At 72.4% G+C, this 16,627-nt stretch carries 24 protein-coding genes and 1 riboswitch; of the genes, 7 read left to right on the top strand and 17 right to left on the bottom strand.

The features are described from left to right. Positions 1-11: 11 nt before the first annotated feature. The 5 genes from QQZ14_RS08155 to QQZ14_RS08135 form a co-directional block, all read right to left on the bottom strand. The gene (locus QQZ14_RS08155) at positions 12-758 is read right to left on the bottom strand and encodes a TrmH family RNA methyltransferase (protein WP_446740483.1); all 747 of its coding nucleotides are present in this window, start codon (positions 756-758) and stop codon (positions 12-14) included. Between the two features lie 32 nt (positions 759-790). Next, a complete protein-coding gene (rplT, locus tag QQZ14_RS08150; RefSeq protein WP_284533751.1) occupies positions 791-1,177 on the bottom strand; it encodes a 50S ribosomal protein L20 in 387 nt (128 codons plus the stop codon). Between the two features lie 104 nt (positions 1,178-1,281). Continuing rightward, positions 1,282-1,476: a 50S ribosomal protein L35 gene (gene rpmI / locus QQZ14_RS08145; RefSeq protein WP_284533750.1), complete on the bottom strand. Its 195-nt coding sequence runs from the start codon at positions 1,474-1,476 to the stop codon at positions 1,282-1,284. 110 nt (positions 1,477-1,586) lie between these two features. Further along, a complete protein-coding gene (infC, locus tag QQZ14_RS08140; RefSeq protein WP_284533749.1) occupies positions 1,587-2,288 on the bottom strand; it encodes a translation initiation factor IF-3 in 702 nt (233 codons plus the stop codon). A 298-nt stretch (positions 2,289-2,586) separates the two neighbouring features. Beyond that, positions 2,587-3,117 carry an SseB family protein gene (locus QQZ14_RS08135; RefSeq protein ID WP_284533748.1) on the bottom strand — a complete coding sequence of 177 codons (531 nt, stop codon included), beginning with the start codon at positions 3,115-3,117 and terminating at the stop codon, positions 2,587-2,589. Positions 3,118-3,190: 73 nt separating this feature from the next. Between QQZ14_RS08135 and QQZ14_RS08130 the strand changes: the two genes are divergently transcribed. From QQZ14_RS08130 to QQZ14_RS08115, 4 genes are read left to right on the top strand one after another with little or no spacing between them, the layout of a single operon-like run. Further along, positions 3,191-3,640, top strand: coding sequence for a hypothetical protein (locus tag QQZ14_RS08130; protein ID WP_284533747.1), 450 nt, complete (start codon positions 3,191-3,193; stop codon positions 3,638-3,640). Next, complete coding sequence (locus QQZ14_RS08125) at positions 3,640-4,896, top strand: amino acid deaminase/aldolase (protein ID WP_284533746.1); 1,257 nt, start codon at positions 3,640-3,642, stop codon at positions 4,894-4,896. The genes QQZ14_RS08130 and QQZ14_RS08125 overlap by 1 nt, the downstream gene beginning before the upstream one ends. After that, on the top strand, positions 4,896-5,462 hold the full coding sequence (locus tag QQZ14_RS08120; protein WP_284533745.1) for a uridine kinase family protein: 567 nt from the start codon (positions 4,896-4,898) through the stop codon (positions 5,460-5,462). The genes QQZ14_RS08125 and QQZ14_RS08120 overlap by 1 nt, the downstream gene beginning before the upstream one ends. Before the next feature lie 10 nt (positions 5,463-5,472). Continuing rightward, on the top strand, positions 5,473-6,396 hold the full coding sequence (locus tag QQZ14_RS08115) for an aldose 1-epimerase family protein (RefSeq protein ID WP_284533744.1): 924 nt from the start codon (positions 5,473-5,475) through the stop codon (positions 6,394-6,396). Here QQZ14_RS08115 and QQZ14_RS08110 read toward each other — a convergent pair. From QQZ14_RS08110 to ligD, 12 genes are all read right to left on the bottom strand, one after another. After that, positions 6,393-6,851: a PH domain-containing protein gene (locus tag QQZ14_RS08110; RefSeq protein ID WP_284533743.1), complete on the bottom strand. Its 459-nt coding sequence runs from the start codon at positions 6,849-6,851 to the stop codon at positions 6,393-6,395. The two genes, QQZ14_RS08115 and QQZ14_RS08110, sit on opposite strands and share 4 nt — an antisense overlap. Next, positions 6,835-7,683, bottom strand: a complete 849-nt coding sequence (gene hisG / locus QQZ14_RS08105) for an ATP phosphoribosyltransferase (RefSeq protein ID WP_284533742.1) — start codon at positions 7,681-7,683, stop codon at positions 6,835-6,837. The genes QQZ14_RS08110 and hisG overlap by 17 nt, the downstream gene beginning before the upstream one ends. A 12-nt stretch (positions 7,684-7,695) precedes the next feature. Next, entirely contained in the window at positions 7,696-7,959 is a 264-nt protein-coding gene (locus QQZ14_RS08100) for a phosphoribosyl-ATP diphosphatase (RefSeq protein WP_284533741.1), read from the bottom strand. 9 nt (positions 7,960-7,968) lie between these two features. Continuing rightward, complete coding sequence (gene ribH / locus QQZ14_RS08095; RefSeq protein ID WP_284533740.1) at positions 7,969-8,454, bottom strand: 6,7-dimethyl-8-ribityllumazine synthase; 486 nt, start codon at positions 8,452-8,454, stop codon at positions 7,969-7,971. A 3-nt stretch (positions 8,455-8,457) separates the two neighbouring features. Next, positions 8,458-9,741, bottom strand: a complete 1,284-nt coding sequence (locus QQZ14_RS08090) for a bifunctional 3,4-dihydroxy-2-butanone-4-phosphate synthase/GTP cyclohydrolase II (protein WP_284533739.1) — start codon at positions 9,739-9,741, stop codon at positions 8,458-8,460. After that, positions 9,738-10,442, bottom strand: coding sequence for a nicotinamide riboside transporter PnuC (gene pnuC, locus QQZ14_RS08085; protein WP_284533738.1), 705 nt, complete (start codon positions 10,440-10,442; stop codon positions 9,738-9,740). The genes QQZ14_RS08090 and pnuC overlap by 4 nt, the downstream gene beginning before the upstream one ends. Next, positions 10,442-11,059, bottom strand: a complete 618-nt coding sequence (locus QQZ14_RS08080) for a riboflavin synthase (RefSeq protein WP_284533737.1) — start codon at positions 11,057-11,059, stop codon at positions 10,442-10,444. The genes pnuC and QQZ14_RS08080 overlap by 1 nt, the downstream gene beginning before the upstream one ends. 1 nt (position 11,060) lies before the next feature. Next, a complete protein-coding gene (ribD, locus tag QQZ14_RS08075) occupies positions 11,061-12,092 on the bottom strand; it encodes a bifunctional diaminohydroxyphosphoribosylaminopyrimidine deaminase/5-amino-6-(5-phosphoribosylamino)uracil reductase RibD (protein WP_284533736.1) in 1,032 nt (343 codons plus the stop codon). Between the two features lie 77 nt (positions 12,093-12,169). After that, positions 12,170-12,315: riboswitch (FMN riboswitch) on the bottom strand. Positions 12,316-12,410: 95 nt separating this feature from the next. After that, complete coding sequence (locus tag QQZ14_RS08070; protein WP_284533779.1) at positions 12,411-12,539, bottom strand: hypothetical protein; 129 nt, start codon at positions 12,537-12,539, stop codon at positions 12,411-12,413. Beyond that, positions 12,506-12,679: a hypothetical protein gene (locus tag QQZ14_RS08065; protein WP_284533735.1), complete on the bottom strand. Its 174-nt coding sequence runs from the start codon at positions 12,677-12,679 to the stop codon at positions 12,506-12,508. Before QQZ14_RS08065 ends, QQZ14_RS08070 begins: the two co-directional genes overlap by 34 nt. A gap of 350 nt (positions 12,680-13,029) precedes the next feature. Next, the gene (gene rpe / locus QQZ14_RS08060; RefSeq protein ID WP_284533734.1) at positions 13,030-13,692 is read right to left on the bottom strand and encodes a ribulose-phosphate 3-epimerase; all 663 of its coding nucleotides are present in this window, start codon (positions 13,690-13,692) and stop codon (positions 13,030-13,032) included. Positions 13,693-13,701: 9 nt separating this feature from the next. Next, the gene (ligD, locus tag QQZ14_RS08055) at positions 13,702-14,679 is read right to left on the bottom strand and encodes a non-homologous end-joining DNA ligase (RefSeq protein ID WP_284533733.1); all 978 of its coding nucleotides are present in this window, start codon (positions 14,677-14,679) and stop codon (positions 13,702-13,704) included. Between the two features lie 40 nt (positions 14,680-14,719). On the opposite strand from ligD, the gene QQZ14_RS08050 reads away from it, so the two are divergent. The 3 genes from QQZ14_RS08050 to QQZ14_RS08040 are packed head-to-tail and all read left to right on the top strand — an operon-like array spanning position 14,720 to position 16,624. Next, the gene (locus QQZ14_RS08050) at positions 14,720-15,454 is read left to right on the top strand and encodes an AAA family ATPase (protein ID WP_284533732.1); all 735 of its coding nucleotides are present in this window, start codon (positions 14,720-14,722) and stop codon (positions 15,452-15,454) included. A 46-nt stretch (positions 15,455-15,500) separates the two neighbouring features. Beyond that, the gene (locus QQZ14_RS08045; protein WP_284533731.1) at positions 15,501-16,016 is read left to right on the top strand and encodes a SigE family RNA polymerase sigma factor; all 516 of its coding nucleotides are present in this window, start codon (positions 15,501-15,503) and stop codon (positions 16,014-16,016) included. Next, positions 16,013-16,624 carry a hypothetical protein gene (locus QQZ14_RS08040; protein ID WP_284533730.1) on the top strand — a complete coding sequence of 204 codons (612 nt, stop codon included), beginning with the start codon at positions 16,013-16,015 and terminating at the stop codon, positions 16,622-16,624. The genes QQZ14_RS08045 and QQZ14_RS08040 overlap by 4 nt, the downstream gene beginning before the upstream one ends. The last annotated feature ends 3 nt before the right edge of the window (positions 16,625-16,627 follow it).

Genomic DNA, 16,627 nt, shown 5'->3' with positions numbered 1-16,627 from the left:
TCACCCGAAGGTCAAGCGTGCCGCTGGGCGCGGGCGGACGCGTAGAGGCAGAGCGCGGCAGCGGTCGAGAGGTTCAAGCTCTCGGCGCGCCCGTGGATCGGGATCCGCACCCGGTGGTCGGCGAGCGCCGCCAGCTCGGGCGGCAGCCCGTGCGCCTCGTTGCCCAGCAGCCACACGGTGGGCCGGGCCAGGACCTCGTCGGCGTCGAAGAGGTCGACGTCGCCGTCGGCCTCGGTGGACAGCACCTGGTAGCCGGCACTGCGGGCCGCCAGGACCGCCTCCTCGGCACCCACCTCGGTGGTGACCGGCAGGTGGAAGGCGCTGCCCGCGCTCGCGCGGATCGTCTTGGCGTTGTAGAGGTCGACGGAGTGGCCGGCGAGCACCACGCCTCCGGCGCCGGCGGCGTCCGCACACCGGATCACGGTGCCGGCGTTGCCCGGGTCGCTGACGTGGGCGCACAGCGCGACGTACCCGCCGACGAGCGCCTGCTCGAGTGGGACGTCGACGAACCGGCACAGGGCCACGACACCGGCGGGGGTGACCGCGTCGCTCAGCGCCTTGAGCGCGCGCTCGTCGACGAACGTGAGGCGGACACCGTCGGGGATGTCCGGCAGCAGGTAGTGCGTGTGCGGCTTGGCGAACACCTCGACCACGACACCCGCCTCGAGGGCGGCCTCGACGGCATTGCGGCCCTCGGCGAGGAAGAGCCGCCGCTCGGATCGCTCCGAACGGCGGCTCAACCGGCGCAGCTGCTTGATGCGGGCGTTGCCCGCGGACAGCGCGTCGACGCTCAGGCCGAGACCTTGGGTGCGTTGACGTCCTCGGGCAGCGCGGCCCGGGCGGTCTCGACGAGCGCGTTGAACGCGGCGACGTCGTTGACGGCCAGCTCGGCGAGGATCTTGCGGTCGACCTCGACACCGGCGAGGTTCAGGCCCTGGATGAACCGGTTGTAGGTCATCCCCTGGGCGCGCGCCGCGGCGTTGATCCGCTGGATCCACAGCTTGCGGAAGTTGCCCTTGTTCTTGCGCCGGTCGTTGTAGCTGTAGACCAGCGAGTGGGTGACCTGCTCCTTGGCCTTGCGGTAGAGCCGCGAGCGCTGCCCGCGGTAGCCGCTGGCGCGCTCGAGGACGACCCGGCGCTTCTTCTGGGCATTCACTGCCCGCTTGACGCGTGCCACTTGTTTACTCCTTGTTGCTCAAAGTTCGGTGCGGGGGTCTCGACTGGCTCGACCACCGCTGGCGGCGGGTCACGAGGGACTCGACACCGACGGGTGGGGCTGGTTCAGAGACCCAGCATCTTCTTGGCGCGCGGGACGTCGGCCTTGGCGACCTCGGTGGTGCCGGACATCCGGCGGGTGACCTTGGAGGCCTTCTTCTCCAGGTTGTGGCGCTTGCCGGCCTTCTCGCGAAGGATCTTGCCGGAGCCGGTCACCCGGAAACGCTTGCTCGCACCGGAGTGCGTCTTGTTCTTGGGCATCTCTGCTCTCTCTTCTCGTCCTGCTGGGCGTGGTCTTCTCGTCGACCTCGTCCGCCGTGGTGGTCTCGTTCGGCCACCGCGCGGTGGGGGCCTCTGCCCCCGAGGGTGTTCTAGGCCTCGATCTCGGGATCGAGGTTCTCGGAGCGTCCGCGCTCCTTCTTCTGTGCGACCGGTCCAGCGGCGTGGGCGGCGTCGCGCTCGGCGCGCTCCTCCGCCTCGAGCGCGGCCCGCTCGGCGGCCCGCGTCTCCTTCTCGGCCTTCATGTCGACCTTGGCGTCGGCCTTCTTCTTGTGCGGGCCGAGCACCATGATCATGTTGCGGCCGTCCTGCTTGGGCGAGGACTCCACGAAGCCCAGCTCGCTGACGTCCTCGGCGAGGCGCTGGAGCAGCCGGAAGCCCAGCTCGGGCCGGTGCTGCTCGCGGCCGCGGAACATGATCGTGATCTTGACCTTGTCCCCGGCGCGCAGGAACCGCACCACGTGGCCCTTCTTGGTCTCGTAGTCGTGCGCGTCGATCTTGGGACGAAGCTTCATCTCCTTGATGATCACGTTCGTCTGGTTGCGACGGGCCTCACGAGCCTTCTGGGCGTTCTCGTACTTGAACTTCCCGTAGTCCATGAGCTTGCAGACGGGTGGCTTCCCCTGCGGGGCGATCTCGACGAGGTCGAGGTCCGCCTCCTGCGCAAGCTTCAGGGCCTGATCGGTGGGCACGATGCCCACGGTCTCCCCGTTGGGTCCAACGAGCCGGACCTCGGGAACCCGGATCCGATCGTTGATTCGCAGCTCGGTGCTGATGTGTCCTCCTGGTGGCAATGTGGCCGGAGGTCTCTGCCGCTCGACACCCCCCGAGAAGGGTGGTGCGAAATCAACAAAGGCTTCCGCTTGTCTGCAAGCGGAAGCCAGTCCGACGCCCCCCACGGGTGGGTTCGCCTCCGAGGACCCCGGCTCGCGGTGCGTACGGCGTACGCTCCGAGGCCTCGGCCTTCGGTGACCGGACCCGACGGCCTGTGGTGCTGGCCCATTTCTGGGGCGGCCGATGCGGGTGGGAGGCGATCGTGCGAGCCTCCGCTTGCGTGATCCGATCCACCGTCTGCACGGCGGAACTGATCGGTCAACGCTGAATCGTAGCCGACGATTCCCCGTCGGGCCGAATCCAGGCGGTCCGCTCACCCACGCGCGTCAGCGTCCAGCCGCGCGCGAGGCCCTCGAGGTCCGCACCCTCGACCACGAACCTGGTCGGGCCCGCGATGTCGACCACGAGCGCGGCGGCACCGTCCTGGAGGGCGGCCTGGGCCGCGACCGTGGCGGTGACGGGGACCGGCCGGCCGTCGGAGTTCCACGTGGCGAGCGGGCCGGTGCCGGTGAAGGCCAGGAGCGCGAGCCGGCCGTCGGCGCCCTGGAGCAGCACCGTGGCCATGTCGCTGGTCTTGTCGTGCGCGAGGCCCGCCTCGTCGTGCTCGACCTCTCCCAGCACCGCGACCACCGGGACCAGGAGCCGCGTGCCCTGGAGTGCGGCCAGCGCGTCGGCGTACGTCGCCTCGCCGGCCGCCCATGCGGCCAGGGCGGCCGAGACCCGCTCGTCCACGGAGCCGTCGTCGCCGGCGAACCCCGGGTCGGGGATCGTGGTGCGGTGCTCGGTCACCGCACCATTGTCCCGGCCGGACCCGGGCCGAGGCCAATCCCTGGCTCACCGGCGATGTGGGACGCTTGACCTCGTGGACGACGCTTCGTGGGCAGCGCTGACCCTGAGCCTCACCGTGCTCGGCGGGATCTGGACGTGGCTGACCTTCCGCCGGCGCGGCCTGGTCTCCGCACTGCGCCCTCTCGCCGTCACGCTGCTGCCGCTGGCGGCCTACCTCACCAAGACGCTGCGGATGTTCACCCGGATCTTCGACGCGGTCGGCGACTGGGCGCTCAACCTGGCCTGGAACCCGACCACCTGGGCCGGCATCGTCGTCGCCGGGGTGTCCGGGGCCCTGTTCGCCGTCTCCACCGCTCTCCGGTCGCGGGGCATCGGCACCGGCGGAGGCCGGGCATCGAAGGGGCGGCTGCAGAAGGGCGACAACCGCAAGGGCACGCCGGCGATCGGGGGCAGGCAGGACGACGGCCAGGACGACGGGATGGCCGAGATCGAGGCGCTGCTGCGCAAGCGCGGCATCAACTGATGGGCCGCCTGCCCGTCGGCTCGCGCGCCTCCGGCTCCGGGTCCCCGAGCGTGTCGGACCGCAACCTGCTGTGGGCCCGCCTCGACCAGGCCGTGCAGGAGCACGACGCCCCGCTGCCGACGCCGGTGTTCGTGGTCGACCTGGACGCGTTCGACGCCAATGCGACCGACCTGGTGCGCCGCGCCGCAGGCACGCCGATCCGGCTGGCCTCCAAGTCCGTCCGGGTGCCGGCGCTCATCACCCGTGCCCTGGCCCGTGACGGGATCCAGGGAGTGCTGGCCTACACGCTGCGCGAGGCGCTCTGGCTGCACGCGAACGGCGTCTGCGACGACATCGTCGTCGCCTACCCCACGGTCGACCGCCGCGCGCTCGCCGAGCTGGTCGCCTCGCCGTCTGCAGCCGCCGCGATCACGATCATGGTGGACGACGTCGCCCACCTCGACCTGGTGGACGCGGTCCGCTCCTCCCCCGCCGTGCCGGTCCGGGTCGCGATCGACGTCGACGCGGGGCTCCGGGTGGCCGGCCAGCACGTGGGGCCGAAGCGCTCGCCCCTGCACGACACCGCCGCCGTGGTCGCCCTGGCCCGCGCGATCGTCGCGCGAGAAGGCCTGCGGCTGGTGGGCGCGATGACCTACGAGGGCCAGGTGGCCGGACTGCCGGACTCCGTCCCGACGGCCCGATCGCGATCGATGGTCGTGCGACGCCTGAAGGCGCTGTCGCTGACCCAGCTCGCCGTACGACGCCGCGAGATCGCCGACGCCCTGCACGAGCTCGCCGACCTGGAGTTCTGGAACGCCGGCGGCTCCGGCTCCGTCGAGGACTCGGCCGCGGACCCGGTGGTGACCGAAGTCGCCGCGGGCTCCGGTCTGCTGGTCCCCACGCTCTTCGACCACTACCGGTCCTTCCGGCCGGTGCCGGCGGCGTTCTTCGGCGTCCCCGTCACGCGTAGGCCCGCGCCCGGGGTGGCCACGGTGCACGGCGGCGGGCTCGTCGCCTCCGGTCCGGCCGGTCCGGACCGGCTGCCGACCCCCTGGGCTCCGGCCGGCCTGCGGCTGACCGGCCTCGAGGGCGCCGGCGAGGTGCAGACCCCACTGTCCGGCTCTCCCGCGGACCAGCTGCAGATCGGCGACCTGGTGTGGTTCCGGCACGCCAAGTCCGGGGAGCCCTTCGAGCACGCCACCACCGTCCAGCTCCTCTCCGGCAGTCGGTTCGTCGACGCGGCGCCCAGCTACCGCGGGTGCGGCCAGGCATTCTGATGCGACCCGAGGCCGGGCTCGTGCTCGCCCGGCTCCAGGAGCGGGCACCGACCCTCGGCGCCGGCCGACTGCTGTGCATCGACGGACCGTCCGGGGCGGGCAAGACCACGCTGGCCGAGGCGGTGCGGACCCAGGCCGCCGCGGCGGGCATCGAGCACCGCGTGATCCACATGGACGACCTGTACGACGGCTGGGACGGCCTGCCCCGCGTCCACGAGCAGCTGGCGACGCTGCTGCCACCGCTCGCCGAGGGCCGGCCGGGCGGCTACCGGCGCTACGACTGGACGGCCGGACGGTACGCCGAGGACGTGACGATCGACCCGGCCCCGCTGCTCGTTCTCGAGGGCGCCGGCTCGTGGGATCCGGCGTACGCCGCCCTGGTCACGCTCCTGGTCTGGCTCGACGCACCCGCCGAGGAGCGGCTCGCCCGGACCATCGCCCGCGACGGTGCGGCGCTCGAGCCCCAGCTGCGCCGCTGGGCCCGGGACGAGCTCGTGCACCTCGCCCGGACCGGCGCGCGGGAGCACGCGGACCTGGCCGTCGGAACCCCCACGGGTCGGCCATAGTCTGTCGGCCATGCTCCCGCCCAGTGGTGACCAGTTCGAGATCACCGGCGGCGGCTACCGAGCGGTCGTCACGGAGAGCGGCGCGACGCTGCGGGTGCTCGAGCACGACGGCGTGCCGCTGATCGACCGGTTCGGCGAGGACGCGGTGGCCCCGGGAGCGCGCGGGCAGCTGCTCGTCCCCTGGCCCAACCGGATCGGCGACGGCGCCTACTCCTTCGGCGGCCGCGACCACCAGCTTGCGCTCAACGAGCCGTCGCTCCACAACGCCTCGCACGGGCTGGTGCGCTGGGCCGCGTGGTCGGTCGAGGAGCACACGACGCACACGGTGTCCCTGGGCTATCGGCTGATGGCGCAGGCCGGCTTCCCGTGGACGCTGGACCTCCGGGTCGTGTACGACGTGTCGGCGGACGGCCTGACCGTCACCCAGTCGGCGGCCAACCTGGCGGCCACGGCGGCGCCGTACGCGAGCGGCGCGCACCCCTACCTCACGGCCGGTCCCGGCCCCGTCGACGGCTGGGAGCTGAGGCTGCCCGCGTCGACCCGGTCTCTCGTCGACGACCGGCTGCTGCCCACCGGACACGAGGACGTGACCGGGACGGCGCACGACTTCCGGGTCGCGCGACCGATCCGCGACGTCGGCTTCGACGACGGCTTCACCGACCTGGCCCGCGACGCCGACGGCGTGGCCACCGTCCTGCTCACCGACCCCGCCGGCGGCCGCGGCGCCGCGATGTGGGTCGACGAGCGGCACCGCTGGCTCCAGGTGTTCAGCGCCGACGACGTCCCGGTCACCGGACGCCGGTCGCTGGCCGTCGAGCCGATGACGGCGCCGGCCGACGCGTTCCGCACCGGCACCGATCTCGTGACGCTCGCGCCGGCGGGGTCCCCCGGCGACGAGTTCGCCGCGTCGTGGGGGATCCGGGCTCTGGCCTAGACCTGGGTCTGGCTCTCGACGAGCGCCCGCAGCTCACGGACCGCCCGCCGGGCACGGTCGCCGTCCGAGCCCTGGATGCCCATCGCGGACAACGTCGACCCGTCGGCAAGGTCGAGCGTCACCCACGGCGCTCCCCGCGGCATGTGCACGCCGACGACCTGAGCCCAGGCGAGCTCGCGGCGCTTGTAGCCGTTGACCACCACGAGCCGCTCCGGCTCGGCGACAACCCGGCAGCGCACCAGGGCGAACCAGACCGCGAACGCGAGCAGCCCGAGGAACGCCAGCGTGCCTAGCTGGAACGCGGTGAACTTGTCCCGCGTCTCCTGGTCGAAGCCGATCCAGGCCAGGCCGAAGCAGACCAGCAGCCCGGCCCCGAACACGATCCCCGCGACGCGCACGCCGAGCGGGCGCCAGGTGCGCGGCAGCGGCGGCGCGCCGCTAGAGCCGGCAGGCATGGATGTCGGTGAGCAGGATGCCGCGGGCACCGATCTCGAAGAGCTCGTCCATCAGACGCTGGGCGCCGTCGCGCGGGACCATCGCCCGCACCGCCGACCACCCGGCCCGATGAAGCGGCGACACGGTGGGGCTCTCGATGCCCGGCGTCAGCCGCACGGCGTCGGCGACCCGGTCGGAGGGGATGTCGTAGTCCATCATCACGTAGGTCCGGGCCACCAGGACGCCCTCGACCCGGCGGCGGAAGATCTCGAACCCCTCGGGCACGGACCCGCTGCGCGTGATCAGCACCGCCTCGGAGTCGAGGATGGTCTCGCCGAAGGTCTCGAGCCCGGCCTGCCGCAGGGTGCTGCCGGTCTCGACGACGTCGGCGATCACGTCGGCGACGCCGAGCTGGATGCTGGTCTCCACGGCGCCGTCGAGGCGGATCACGGTCGCCTCGATGCCGCGCTCCTCGAGAAACGAGCGGACCACGCCGACGTACGACGTGGCGATCCGCGTCCCGGCCAGCTGGGTGAGGTCGGTGAACGAGCCGCGCGGGCCGGCGAACCGGAACCGGCTACGCCCGAAACCGAGGCCGCGCACCTCCTCGGCCTTGGCGCCGGAGTCCTTGAGCAGGTCGCGGCCGGTGATGCCGACGTCGAGCGTGCCCTCCCCGACGTACAGCGCGATGTCACGCGGGCGCAGGTAGAAGAACTCCACGCCGTTCTCGGCGTCGGTGAGCGTCAGCTGCTTGGCGTCGTCGCGCTGGCGGTAGCCGGACTCGCGCAGGATCTCGGACGCGGACTGGGACAGCGACCCCTTGTTGGGGACCGCGATGCGGAGCAGTGCCATGGAGGCTCCTCCTCAGAGGTGGGCGTAGACGTCGTCGAGCTCGATGCCGGTCGCGAGCATCAGGACCTGGGCGTGGTAGAGCAGCTGGCTGATCTCCTCCGCCGTCCGGTCCCGGCCCTCGTGCTCCGCGGCCATCCAGGACTCCGCAGCCTCCTCGACCAGCTTCTTCCCGATCGCATGGACGCCGGCGTCGAGCTCGCGCACGGTGCCGGATCCCTCGGGGCGGGACCGGGCCTTCTCGCTCAGCTCGGTCCAGAGCTCGTCGAACGTCTTCACCCGGTCAGCCTACGGTGCGGTGGCGGCGAGCTCCCTCAGGGTCCGCGCGGTGAGCAGCGCCGCGGAGGTGGCCTCGTAGCCCTTGTCCTCCTTGGAGCCCTCCAGGCCGGCCCGGTCCAGCGCCTGCTGGTCGCCGTCGCAGGTGAGGACCCCGAAGCCCACCGGGATGCCGCGGTCGAGCGCGACCCGGGTCAGGCCCTCGGTGGCGGCCTGGCAGACGTAGTCGAAGTGTGGGGTGCCGCCGCGGATGACCACGCCGAGGGCGACGACGGCGTCGTACCCCTGCCGCGCGAGCGCGTCGGCGACGACGGCCAGCTCGTAGGCTCCCGGCACGCGGACCAGCTTGCGCTCCCCGACGTGGTAGTCGTCCAGCGCACGCTCGGCGCCGGCGACCAGGCCGTCCATCACCTGCGTGTGCCAGCTGGAGGCGACGACCGCCACCCGGAGGTCACTGCAGTCGACGGTCTCGAGCACGGGTGCTCCGTGTCCGGTCATGGGTCAGGCTCCGTTCTGGGCGAGGGTCTCGGGAACACCATCGGCGAGGTTGGGCAGATCGTGACCCATCCGGTCGCGCTTGGTGAGCAGGTAGGCGATGTTGTGGTCGTTGGGGTGCGGGGTGAGCGGGACGCGGGCGGCCACACCGATCCCGAAGTCCTCGAGGTTGCTCACCTTGTCGGGGTTGTTGGTCAGCAGCCGGACGCTGGTGACGCCGAGGTCGCGCAGCACCTGGGTGGCGGTCCCGTAGTGGCGGGCGTCGGCGGGCAGCCCCAGGTCGAGGTTGGCGTCCACGGTGTCGCGGCCGCCGTCCTGGAGCTGGTAGGCCTGGAGCTTGGCGACCAGGCCGATCCCGCGTCCCTCGTGGCCGCGCAGGTAGACCACGACACCGCGCCCCTCCTCGACGATCCGCGCCAGCGCCTCGTCGAGCTGCGGCCCGCAGTCGCAGCGGTGGCTGCCGAACACGTCGCCGGTCAGGCACTCGGAGTGCACGCGTGTCAGCACCGGCTCGGGTCCGCTGATGTCCCCGTGCACGAGGGCGATGTGCTCGGAGTCGTCGACGGTGATCCGGTAGCCGTACGCCGTGAAGTCGCCGTGCCGGGTGGGCAGCCGGGTCTCCGCGACCCGCTCGACGAGGTTCTCGTGGCGGCGGCGGTAGCGGACCAGGTCGTCGATCGAGATCATCGCGAGGCCGTGCTCGTCGGCGAAGGCCCGCAGCTCGGGGGCGCGCTTCATCGTGCCGTCGTCGTTGACGACCTCGACGAGCACGCCGGCGGGGGTCAGCCCGGCGAGGCGGGCCAGGTCGACCGCGGCCTCGGTGTGCCCGCGGCGGACCAGCACCCCGCCCTCGCGGTAGCGCAGCGGGAACACGTGACCCGGGCGGGTGATCTCCCACGGCTCGGTCGCCGAGTCGGCGAGCACCCGCACCGTGTGCGCCCGGTCGGCCGCGGAGATGCCGGTGCTGACGCCGTCGCGGGCGTCGACCGAGATCGTGTACGCCGTACGCAGCCGGTCCTTGTTGTGCGGGGTCATCAGCGGGATCTCGAGCCGGTCGAGCATCGGGGCCGGCATCGGGACGCAGATCACCCCGCTGCTGTAGCGGATCGTGAACGCCATCAGCTCGGGCGTCGCCTTGCTGGCGGCGAAGATGATGTCGCCCTCGTTCTCGCGGTCCTCGTCGTCGACGACCACGACCGCCTTGCCGTCGGCGATGTCGGCGATGGCCCGCTCGACCGTGTCGAGCCGGACCCGTTCGACGGGCTCGACGGGGTTCCCTGGCTGGCTCATGCTGATGCTCCTTGCCTCGAGGTGAGCTCGACGGGCCGGTCGGCCCGGGTCGCGCTCGTGGTGCGGCGCTCGGCGCGCCACCAGGCGGCGAACCCGATCACGCAGAAGCCGCCGTAGAACAGGTACATCCCCGCGGTCGGGTAGTAGCCGGCTCGGACCAGCGTGGTCACGCCGACGACGTCGACGGCCACCCAGACCAGCCAGAACTCCACCCAGCCGCGGGCCATGCCGTAGGTCGCCAGCAGCGAGCCGGCGAGGATCCAGGCCTCGGTGCGCGGACCCCACGAGCCGATCTGCTGCAGCAGCGCGTAGGCGAGGGCGTAGCCGGCGGCGGCCATGGCGACCAGGGCCACGCGCTCGGGACCGGTCGCCCACCGCGGCGAGATCGCCCCGCCGTCGGCGGCGCCCCCGTCGCGCCGGAGCCGCGACCAGCGCCACCAGCCGTACAGGCTCGCGACCGCGAACATCACCTGCCGGCCGGCCTGGCCCCACAGTGGCTCCGAGGCCGCGTTGCTGAGCTCGCCGCTGACGAACACCGTGAACAGCAGCACGTTGCCGACCAGGCCCACCGGCCAGGCCCAGACCACGCGCCGCATGCCGAACAGGGCGCTCGCGAGGCCGAACAGGTTGCCGACGACCTCGCGGACCGACAGGTAGCCGTCGCCGACCTGGATCGTGCCGTGGAGCAGCCAGTCGAGCATCAGTCGCTCCCCACGCCCGTCGCCTCGCTCCGGTACGCCAGCAGCTTCTCGACGTGCTTGGCGAGGATGTCGGCCTCGAGGTTCACCCGGTCGCCCGGCTGCCGGGTGCCGAGCGTGGTGCGAGCCAGGGTCTCGGGGATCAGGCTCACCGTGAACCGCTCGTCGTGGGCCTCCACGACCGTGAGGCTGACGCCGTCGACGGTGATCGAGCCCTTGTCGACGAGGTAGCGGGTGAGTCCCGCGGGCAGCGAGATCTCGACGACCTCCCAGTGCTCGCTCGGGGTGCGGCTGAGCACCGTCCCCACGTCGTCGACGTGGCCCTGGACGATGTGGCCGCCCAGCCGCTTGTCGGCGGTGACGGCGCGCTCGAGGTTGACCCGGTCGCCGGGGCGTACGCCGTACAGGCTGGTCTTGTCGAGCGTCTCCTGCATCACGTCGGCCGTCCAGGTGTCGCCGTCGCGCGCAGCCACGGTGAGACAGCAGCCGTTGACGGCGATCGAGTCGCCGAGACCGGCGTCCTCGAGCACCGTCGAGGCGCGGATGGTGAGGCGGATCGCGTCGCCCTGGTCCTCGACCGCGGCGACGGTGCCGAGCTCCTCGACGATTCCGGTGAACATCTCAGTCCTTCCCTGGTGCGAGGGTGAGCCGCACGTTCGGCTCCTCTCCCTCGAGCACGGTGATGTCGGTGACGCGAGGACGGAACGCGTCGGCGATGGTGGTGATTCCGAGGTCGGCGACCGCGCTGCGGCCGGCGCCGAGCAGCATCGGTGCGACGTACACGACGATCTCGTCGACGAGGCCGGCGCGCAGGAACGCGGCGGCGAGCGTGGGACCGCCCTCGAGGAAGACGTGCCGACGGCCGCGGGCGAACAGCTCGGCGAGCGCCTCCTCGGGCTCGCGGGTGCGCAGCCGCACCGAGGGCGCGTCGGCGTTAAACACGCGCCGCCCGGCGTCGAGGTCGCGCTCCCCCATCACTGCGCGCAGCGGCTGGTGCGCGGGCGGCCGGTCCTGCTCGTCGCGGACGGTCAGCAGTGGGTCGTCGACGGCGATCGTGTTGGTGCCGACCAGCATCACGTCGCAGGTGGCGCGCAGCCGGTGCGTGTCGAGGCGGGCGGCCGGGGAGCTCACCCAGCGGCTGGTGCCGTCGGCGGCGGCGCTGCGGCCGTCGAGGGTCGTGGCGAACTTCCACGTCACGAACGGGCGGCCGTGCTCGAGGCCGAAGGTCCAGAAGCGGTTCAGAAGTCCCGACTCGACCGTCAGGAGTCCCGACTCGACGTCGACGCCCGCGGTGGCCAGGGTGGCGGCACCACCGGCCGCGTCCGGATTGGGGTCCGGCTGGGCGAAGACCACGCGTCGTACGCCCGCGGCCACCAGTGCGTCGGCGCACGGGCCGGTGCGGCCGGTGTGGTTGCACGGCTCGAGGGTGACCACCGCGGTGGCGCCCCGGGCCCGGTCGCCGGCCCGGGCGAGGGCGTCGGCCTCCGCGTGCGGCGTGCCGGCGCCGCGGTGGTGCCCCTCCGCGATCGTGCGGCCCTCGGCGTCGAGGAGCACGCACCCGACCCGCGGGTTCGGGCCGAGCGGGACGCCCGGCGTGGCCGCCAGCTCGAGGGCGCGCGACATCGCCGCCTGCTCGGCCGCGGTGAATGCCATCTCGGTGCCCCTCATGTCCGCTCGCGGACTCCGGGGCCGACGGGTCACCCGCACGTGCGGACACGTGGGGACGACACCTGCGTGCGCTTCCCATCCGGACTTTCACCGTCGGTCCAGGAATCTCACCTGGTCAACCGGTCACTGGCTGTGACCGGGTCGCGGACTTCTGGGCTCTCACCCAGTCACCGCCGGCTCGGAATTACACCGACCCCAGAGCACGCGAGTTCGAGAACTCGTCGAGGTCGAGTGTGCCACAGCGACGTAAGCGATCAGGCGTGAGCCGGACCACAGAGCGAGACGCCCGCGCACGCCGGGCCTCTAGAGACGGGGGTCGACCGGCTCCGACTCGAGGGCGAGCACCGCGAACACCACCTGGTGGACCCTCCAGAGCGGCGCGCCCTCGACGAAGAGGCTCAGCGACTCCAGCCCGAGGCCGTGCTCGCGCAGGGCGAGGCTGCCCTTGCGCCCGGTGTCGCGCTCGCGGCCCCGAACGACTGGGTGAACTCCTGGACCCGGTCGGGGTGCTTGTGCAGCAGGTACCCCAGGTCGCGGGCGGGCGCGGGCGTCGCCGAGAGGGTCAGGAGCACGCGGCGCAGTGTGCCCGGTCGGTCGGCGCGGGTCGCGTTGATCTGTGGCTGCCAGGCCTCCGCAGGCTGGAGTCCCGCCGGGCGAGGGCCGAGACCGTGAGGGTGACCCTCGGCGGCCCGGTGCTACTCCACAGCTGCGGTTTGGTCACCAACGACAACACGCGGCCCGACGTGCCGCGGTTGGTGACCAAACGACAGACGTTCGGCCCCGGCACCGGCAGCGCCGGGCTGCCACTCCGCCGCTCCTCCACAGGCGCCGTTTGGTCACCAACGACAGGGACGCACCCAGAAATGCCGTCGTTGGTGACCAAACCACAGGGATTCCAGGCCCGGGGCCCGAGCGTGGAGGGTCAGCGGGCAGCGGCCTCGGCCTTCGCGCGCAGCTCGGCGACCATTCGGTCGGGGTCGTCGGCGGAGTAGACCGCGGAGCCCGCGACGAAGACGTCCGCGCCGGCCTCGACGCAGCGCTCGATGGTGTCGAGGCTGATGCCGCCGTCGACCTGGAGCCAGGTCTCGATGCCGTGCTTGTCCATCAGCTCGCGGGCCCGGCGGATCTTGGGCAGGCACAGGTCGAGGAACCGCTGGCCGCCGAACCCGGGTTCGACGGTCATGATCAGCAGCATGTCGAGCTCGGGCAGCAGGTCCTCGTAGGGCTCCACGGGCGTGGCCGGCCGGAGGGCCATGCTCGCGCGGGCGCCGTGGGAGCGGATCTCGCGGGCCAGCCGCACCGGGGCCTTGGCCGCCTCGACGTGGAACGTCACTGAGCCGCACCCGGCCTCGACGTACGCCAGGGCGCTGCGGTCCGCGTCCTCGATCATCAGGTGGGCGTCCAGCGGCACGTCGGTCGACCGGGCCAGCGCCTCGACCATCGTCGGGCCGAACGTGAGGTTGGGGACGAAGTGGTTGTCCATGACGTCGACGTGCACCCAGTCGGCGCTGCCGATCCGCGCGACCTCGGCCCCGAGGGCGGCGAAGTCGGCGTTGAGGATGCTCGGGGTGATCTGGATGCCCACGGACCGATCCTAGGGTTCGGGGTCCGCGGGCGGCTCCGCGCCCTCGCGCTCGTCGCGGTCGGCCCACTCCAGCAGGGGCGTGATGTCGTAGGGCCCCCGACCGCCACCGTCGTCGATGTCGGCGTGCAGGTCGCCGAGCTCGGCGAACCGGGCGGGCACGGTGAAGATCGTGAAGTCGCGGGGGTCGGCGTCGTCGACCTCGTCCCAGCGGATCGGGGTGGAGACACGGGCGTCGGGCAGGCCGCGCACGGAGTACGCCGCGGCGATCGTGTGGTCGCGGGCGTTCTGGTTGTAGTCGACGAAGACCGTGGTCGGGTCGCGGTCCTTGCGCCACCAGGTCAGGTCGACGTCGTCGGGCAGGCGCCGCTCGACCTCGCGGGCGAACGCGAGCGCCGCCCGGCGTACGTCCTTGTGGCCGTGCTCGGGCTTGATGCGGACGTAGACGTGCAGGCCCTTGCTGCCGCTGGTCTTGGGGAAGCCGACCGCGCCGAGCTCGTCGAGCACCTCGTGGGCGACGTGGGCGACCCGGCGGACCCGGTCGTAGGGGCACTCCGGGCCGGGGTCGAGGTCGATGCGCCACTCGTCGGGCTTCTCGGTGTCCTCGCGGCGGCTGTTCCACGGGTGGAACTCGACGGTGGACATCTGCACCGCCCAGATCACCGAGCCCAGCTCGGTGACACACAGCTCGTCGGCGGTGCGTCCCCAGCGCGGGAAGTACAGGCGCACGGTCTCCACCCAGGGCGGAGCGCCCTGCGGCAGCCGCTTCTGGTGCACCTTGTCGCCCGCCAGGCCCTTCGGGAAGCGGTGCAGCATGCAGGGCCGCTCGAACAGCGCGTTGACGATGCCGGGCCCGACCGAGAGGTAGTACTCGACCAGGTCGAGCTTGGTGGCCCCCGACTCCGGGAAGTACACCCGGTCGGGGTTGCTCACCCGTACCACGCGGTTGTCGACCTCGATCTCGACCGCGGGCGGCTTGGCGGCGGGCATGGGGCCGACTCTAGGGGGTGGGAGGTCGTAGGTTCCCGCCATGGACTTCGACCAGCCGCCGGTGGTCTCGGTGACGGTGGACCGCGAGCACCCGCTCGACCCCGAGGAGTGGCCGATGACGATCCCGGCGGTGGCGCAGCTGGCCGGCGAGGGACTGAAGCTCTCGCCGTTCGTGACGTTCCTGGTCGGTGAGAACGGCTCCGGGAAGTCCACGATCGTCGAGGCCGTCGCCGCGGCCTACGGCCTGTCGCCGGAGGGCGGGTCGGCCCAGGGACACCACTCCACTCGTGCCACCGAGTCGCCGCTCACGAGATCACTGCGCCTCCAGCGCGGACTCGGTGCCAGCCGCTGGGGCTTCTTCCTGCGCGCCGAGACGATGCACGGGTGGTACACCTTCGAGGAACAGCAGGTGAATCCGTTCCGCGATCGAACAGCGCCTCTGTTCCACGAGATGAGCCACGGCGAGTCGTTCCTCGAGGTGCTGCGCACCCGCTTCGACTCCCCCGGCTTCTACTGCCTCGACGAGCCCGAGGCCGCGTTGTCGTTCTCGTCCACGCTCGCGCTCATCGGGGCGCTCGGCCGGGTGGTCGAGAGCGGTGGCCAGGTCCTGTGCGCCACGCACTCGCCGGTGCTCGCGGCGATGCCCGGCGCGACGATCCTCGAGGTGGGCGACTGGGGCATCCGGCGTACCACCTGGGCGGAGCTCGAGCTGGTCTACCACTGGAAGGCCTACCTCGACGCGCCTGGCCGCTACCTGCGCCACGTGCTGGACTGACCCGTCAGGGACGCAACGCGAGGGCCACACGAGGAGTCAAAAGGGTGTGACGAGCAAGGACGCAGAAGACTTCGGGGACTTCGTGCGGGCCACCGGGACCCAGCTGCACCGCCAGGCGCTGCTGCTGACCGGCGACCACCACCTGGCGGAGGACCTCACCCAGACGACCTACGCCAAGGTGTACGCCTCGTGGCGGCGGGTGTCGCGGGCCGACAACCCGCTCGCCTACGCACGCACCACGCTGCTCAACGCGTTCCTCTCGCACCGGCGGCTGCGCCGCTCCAGCGAGGTGCCCCGCGACCTTCACCTCGACCACATCGGCCCGGCGGACTCGGCCCCGGTCGACCCGGCGACCCGTCTCGACCTCCTGGCCGCGCTCACCACGCTCTCCGGACTCGACCGGGCGGTCGTGGTGCTGCGCTACTGGGAGGACCGGTCGGTCGCCGACACCGCACGCGACCTCGGCCTCACCGAGACCGCCGTCCGCACCAGATCCCGTCGCGCGCTCCAGCGGCTCCGGCCGCTGGTCGACGCCGACCTCACCGAGGAGACCGCATCATGAACGACACGTCACTGGCGACCGCGCTGCACGACCGGGTCGACGACGAGTGGACGGACCTCGACGAGCTGGTGCGGGTCTCGACCCGGGCCGGCACCCGGATCCGCCGGCGGCGCCGGGCCGGTGTCGCGCTCGCAGCTGCCGGCGCGGTCGCCGCGGTCGCCGTGGGCGTGGCGATGATCGGCGGCTCGGGTGACCCGACCGGCGCCTCCCGCCACGACCCGGGATTGGCCACCGACCCGTCCTCCGCGCAGTCGACCCGGACCGACGAGCAGCTCCAGCGCCCGGCCCAGGAAGCCCGGGCCCACGCACGAGCACTGCGCATGCTCGAGCGCGGTCCCGTGTACGTCGACTCGGCGGACTGGCGCTGCGACAAGCCGCTGGACGAGAAGTTCAGCTGCTCCCAGGGTGCGGCATCGGTGATCGTCAACTGGCGGTCGGCCGACACCTGGGCCGACTACCAGGACCCCGACAAGGCCGACGTGCTCCCGCATGTCCACACGTTCGTCAGCGAGGTCCACGGCGAGTTCTTCGCGACCGTCCAGCCCGCCCCGGGCAGCACCCAGGCCCAAGTCGACCAGGTCGGGGCCGCGTTGATCTGGGCAGCGTGAGCC

The sequence above is a fragment of the Nocardioides sp. T2.26MG-1 genome (assembly GCF_950101795.1).
In the GTDB taxonomy this organism is placed as follows: Bacteria; Actinomycetota; Actinomycetes; order Propionibacteriales; family Nocardioidaceae; genus Nocardioides.
The sequence above is the reverse complement of the archived record's forward strand: the minus strand, read 5'-3'. Positions and strand labels throughout refer to the sequence as shown.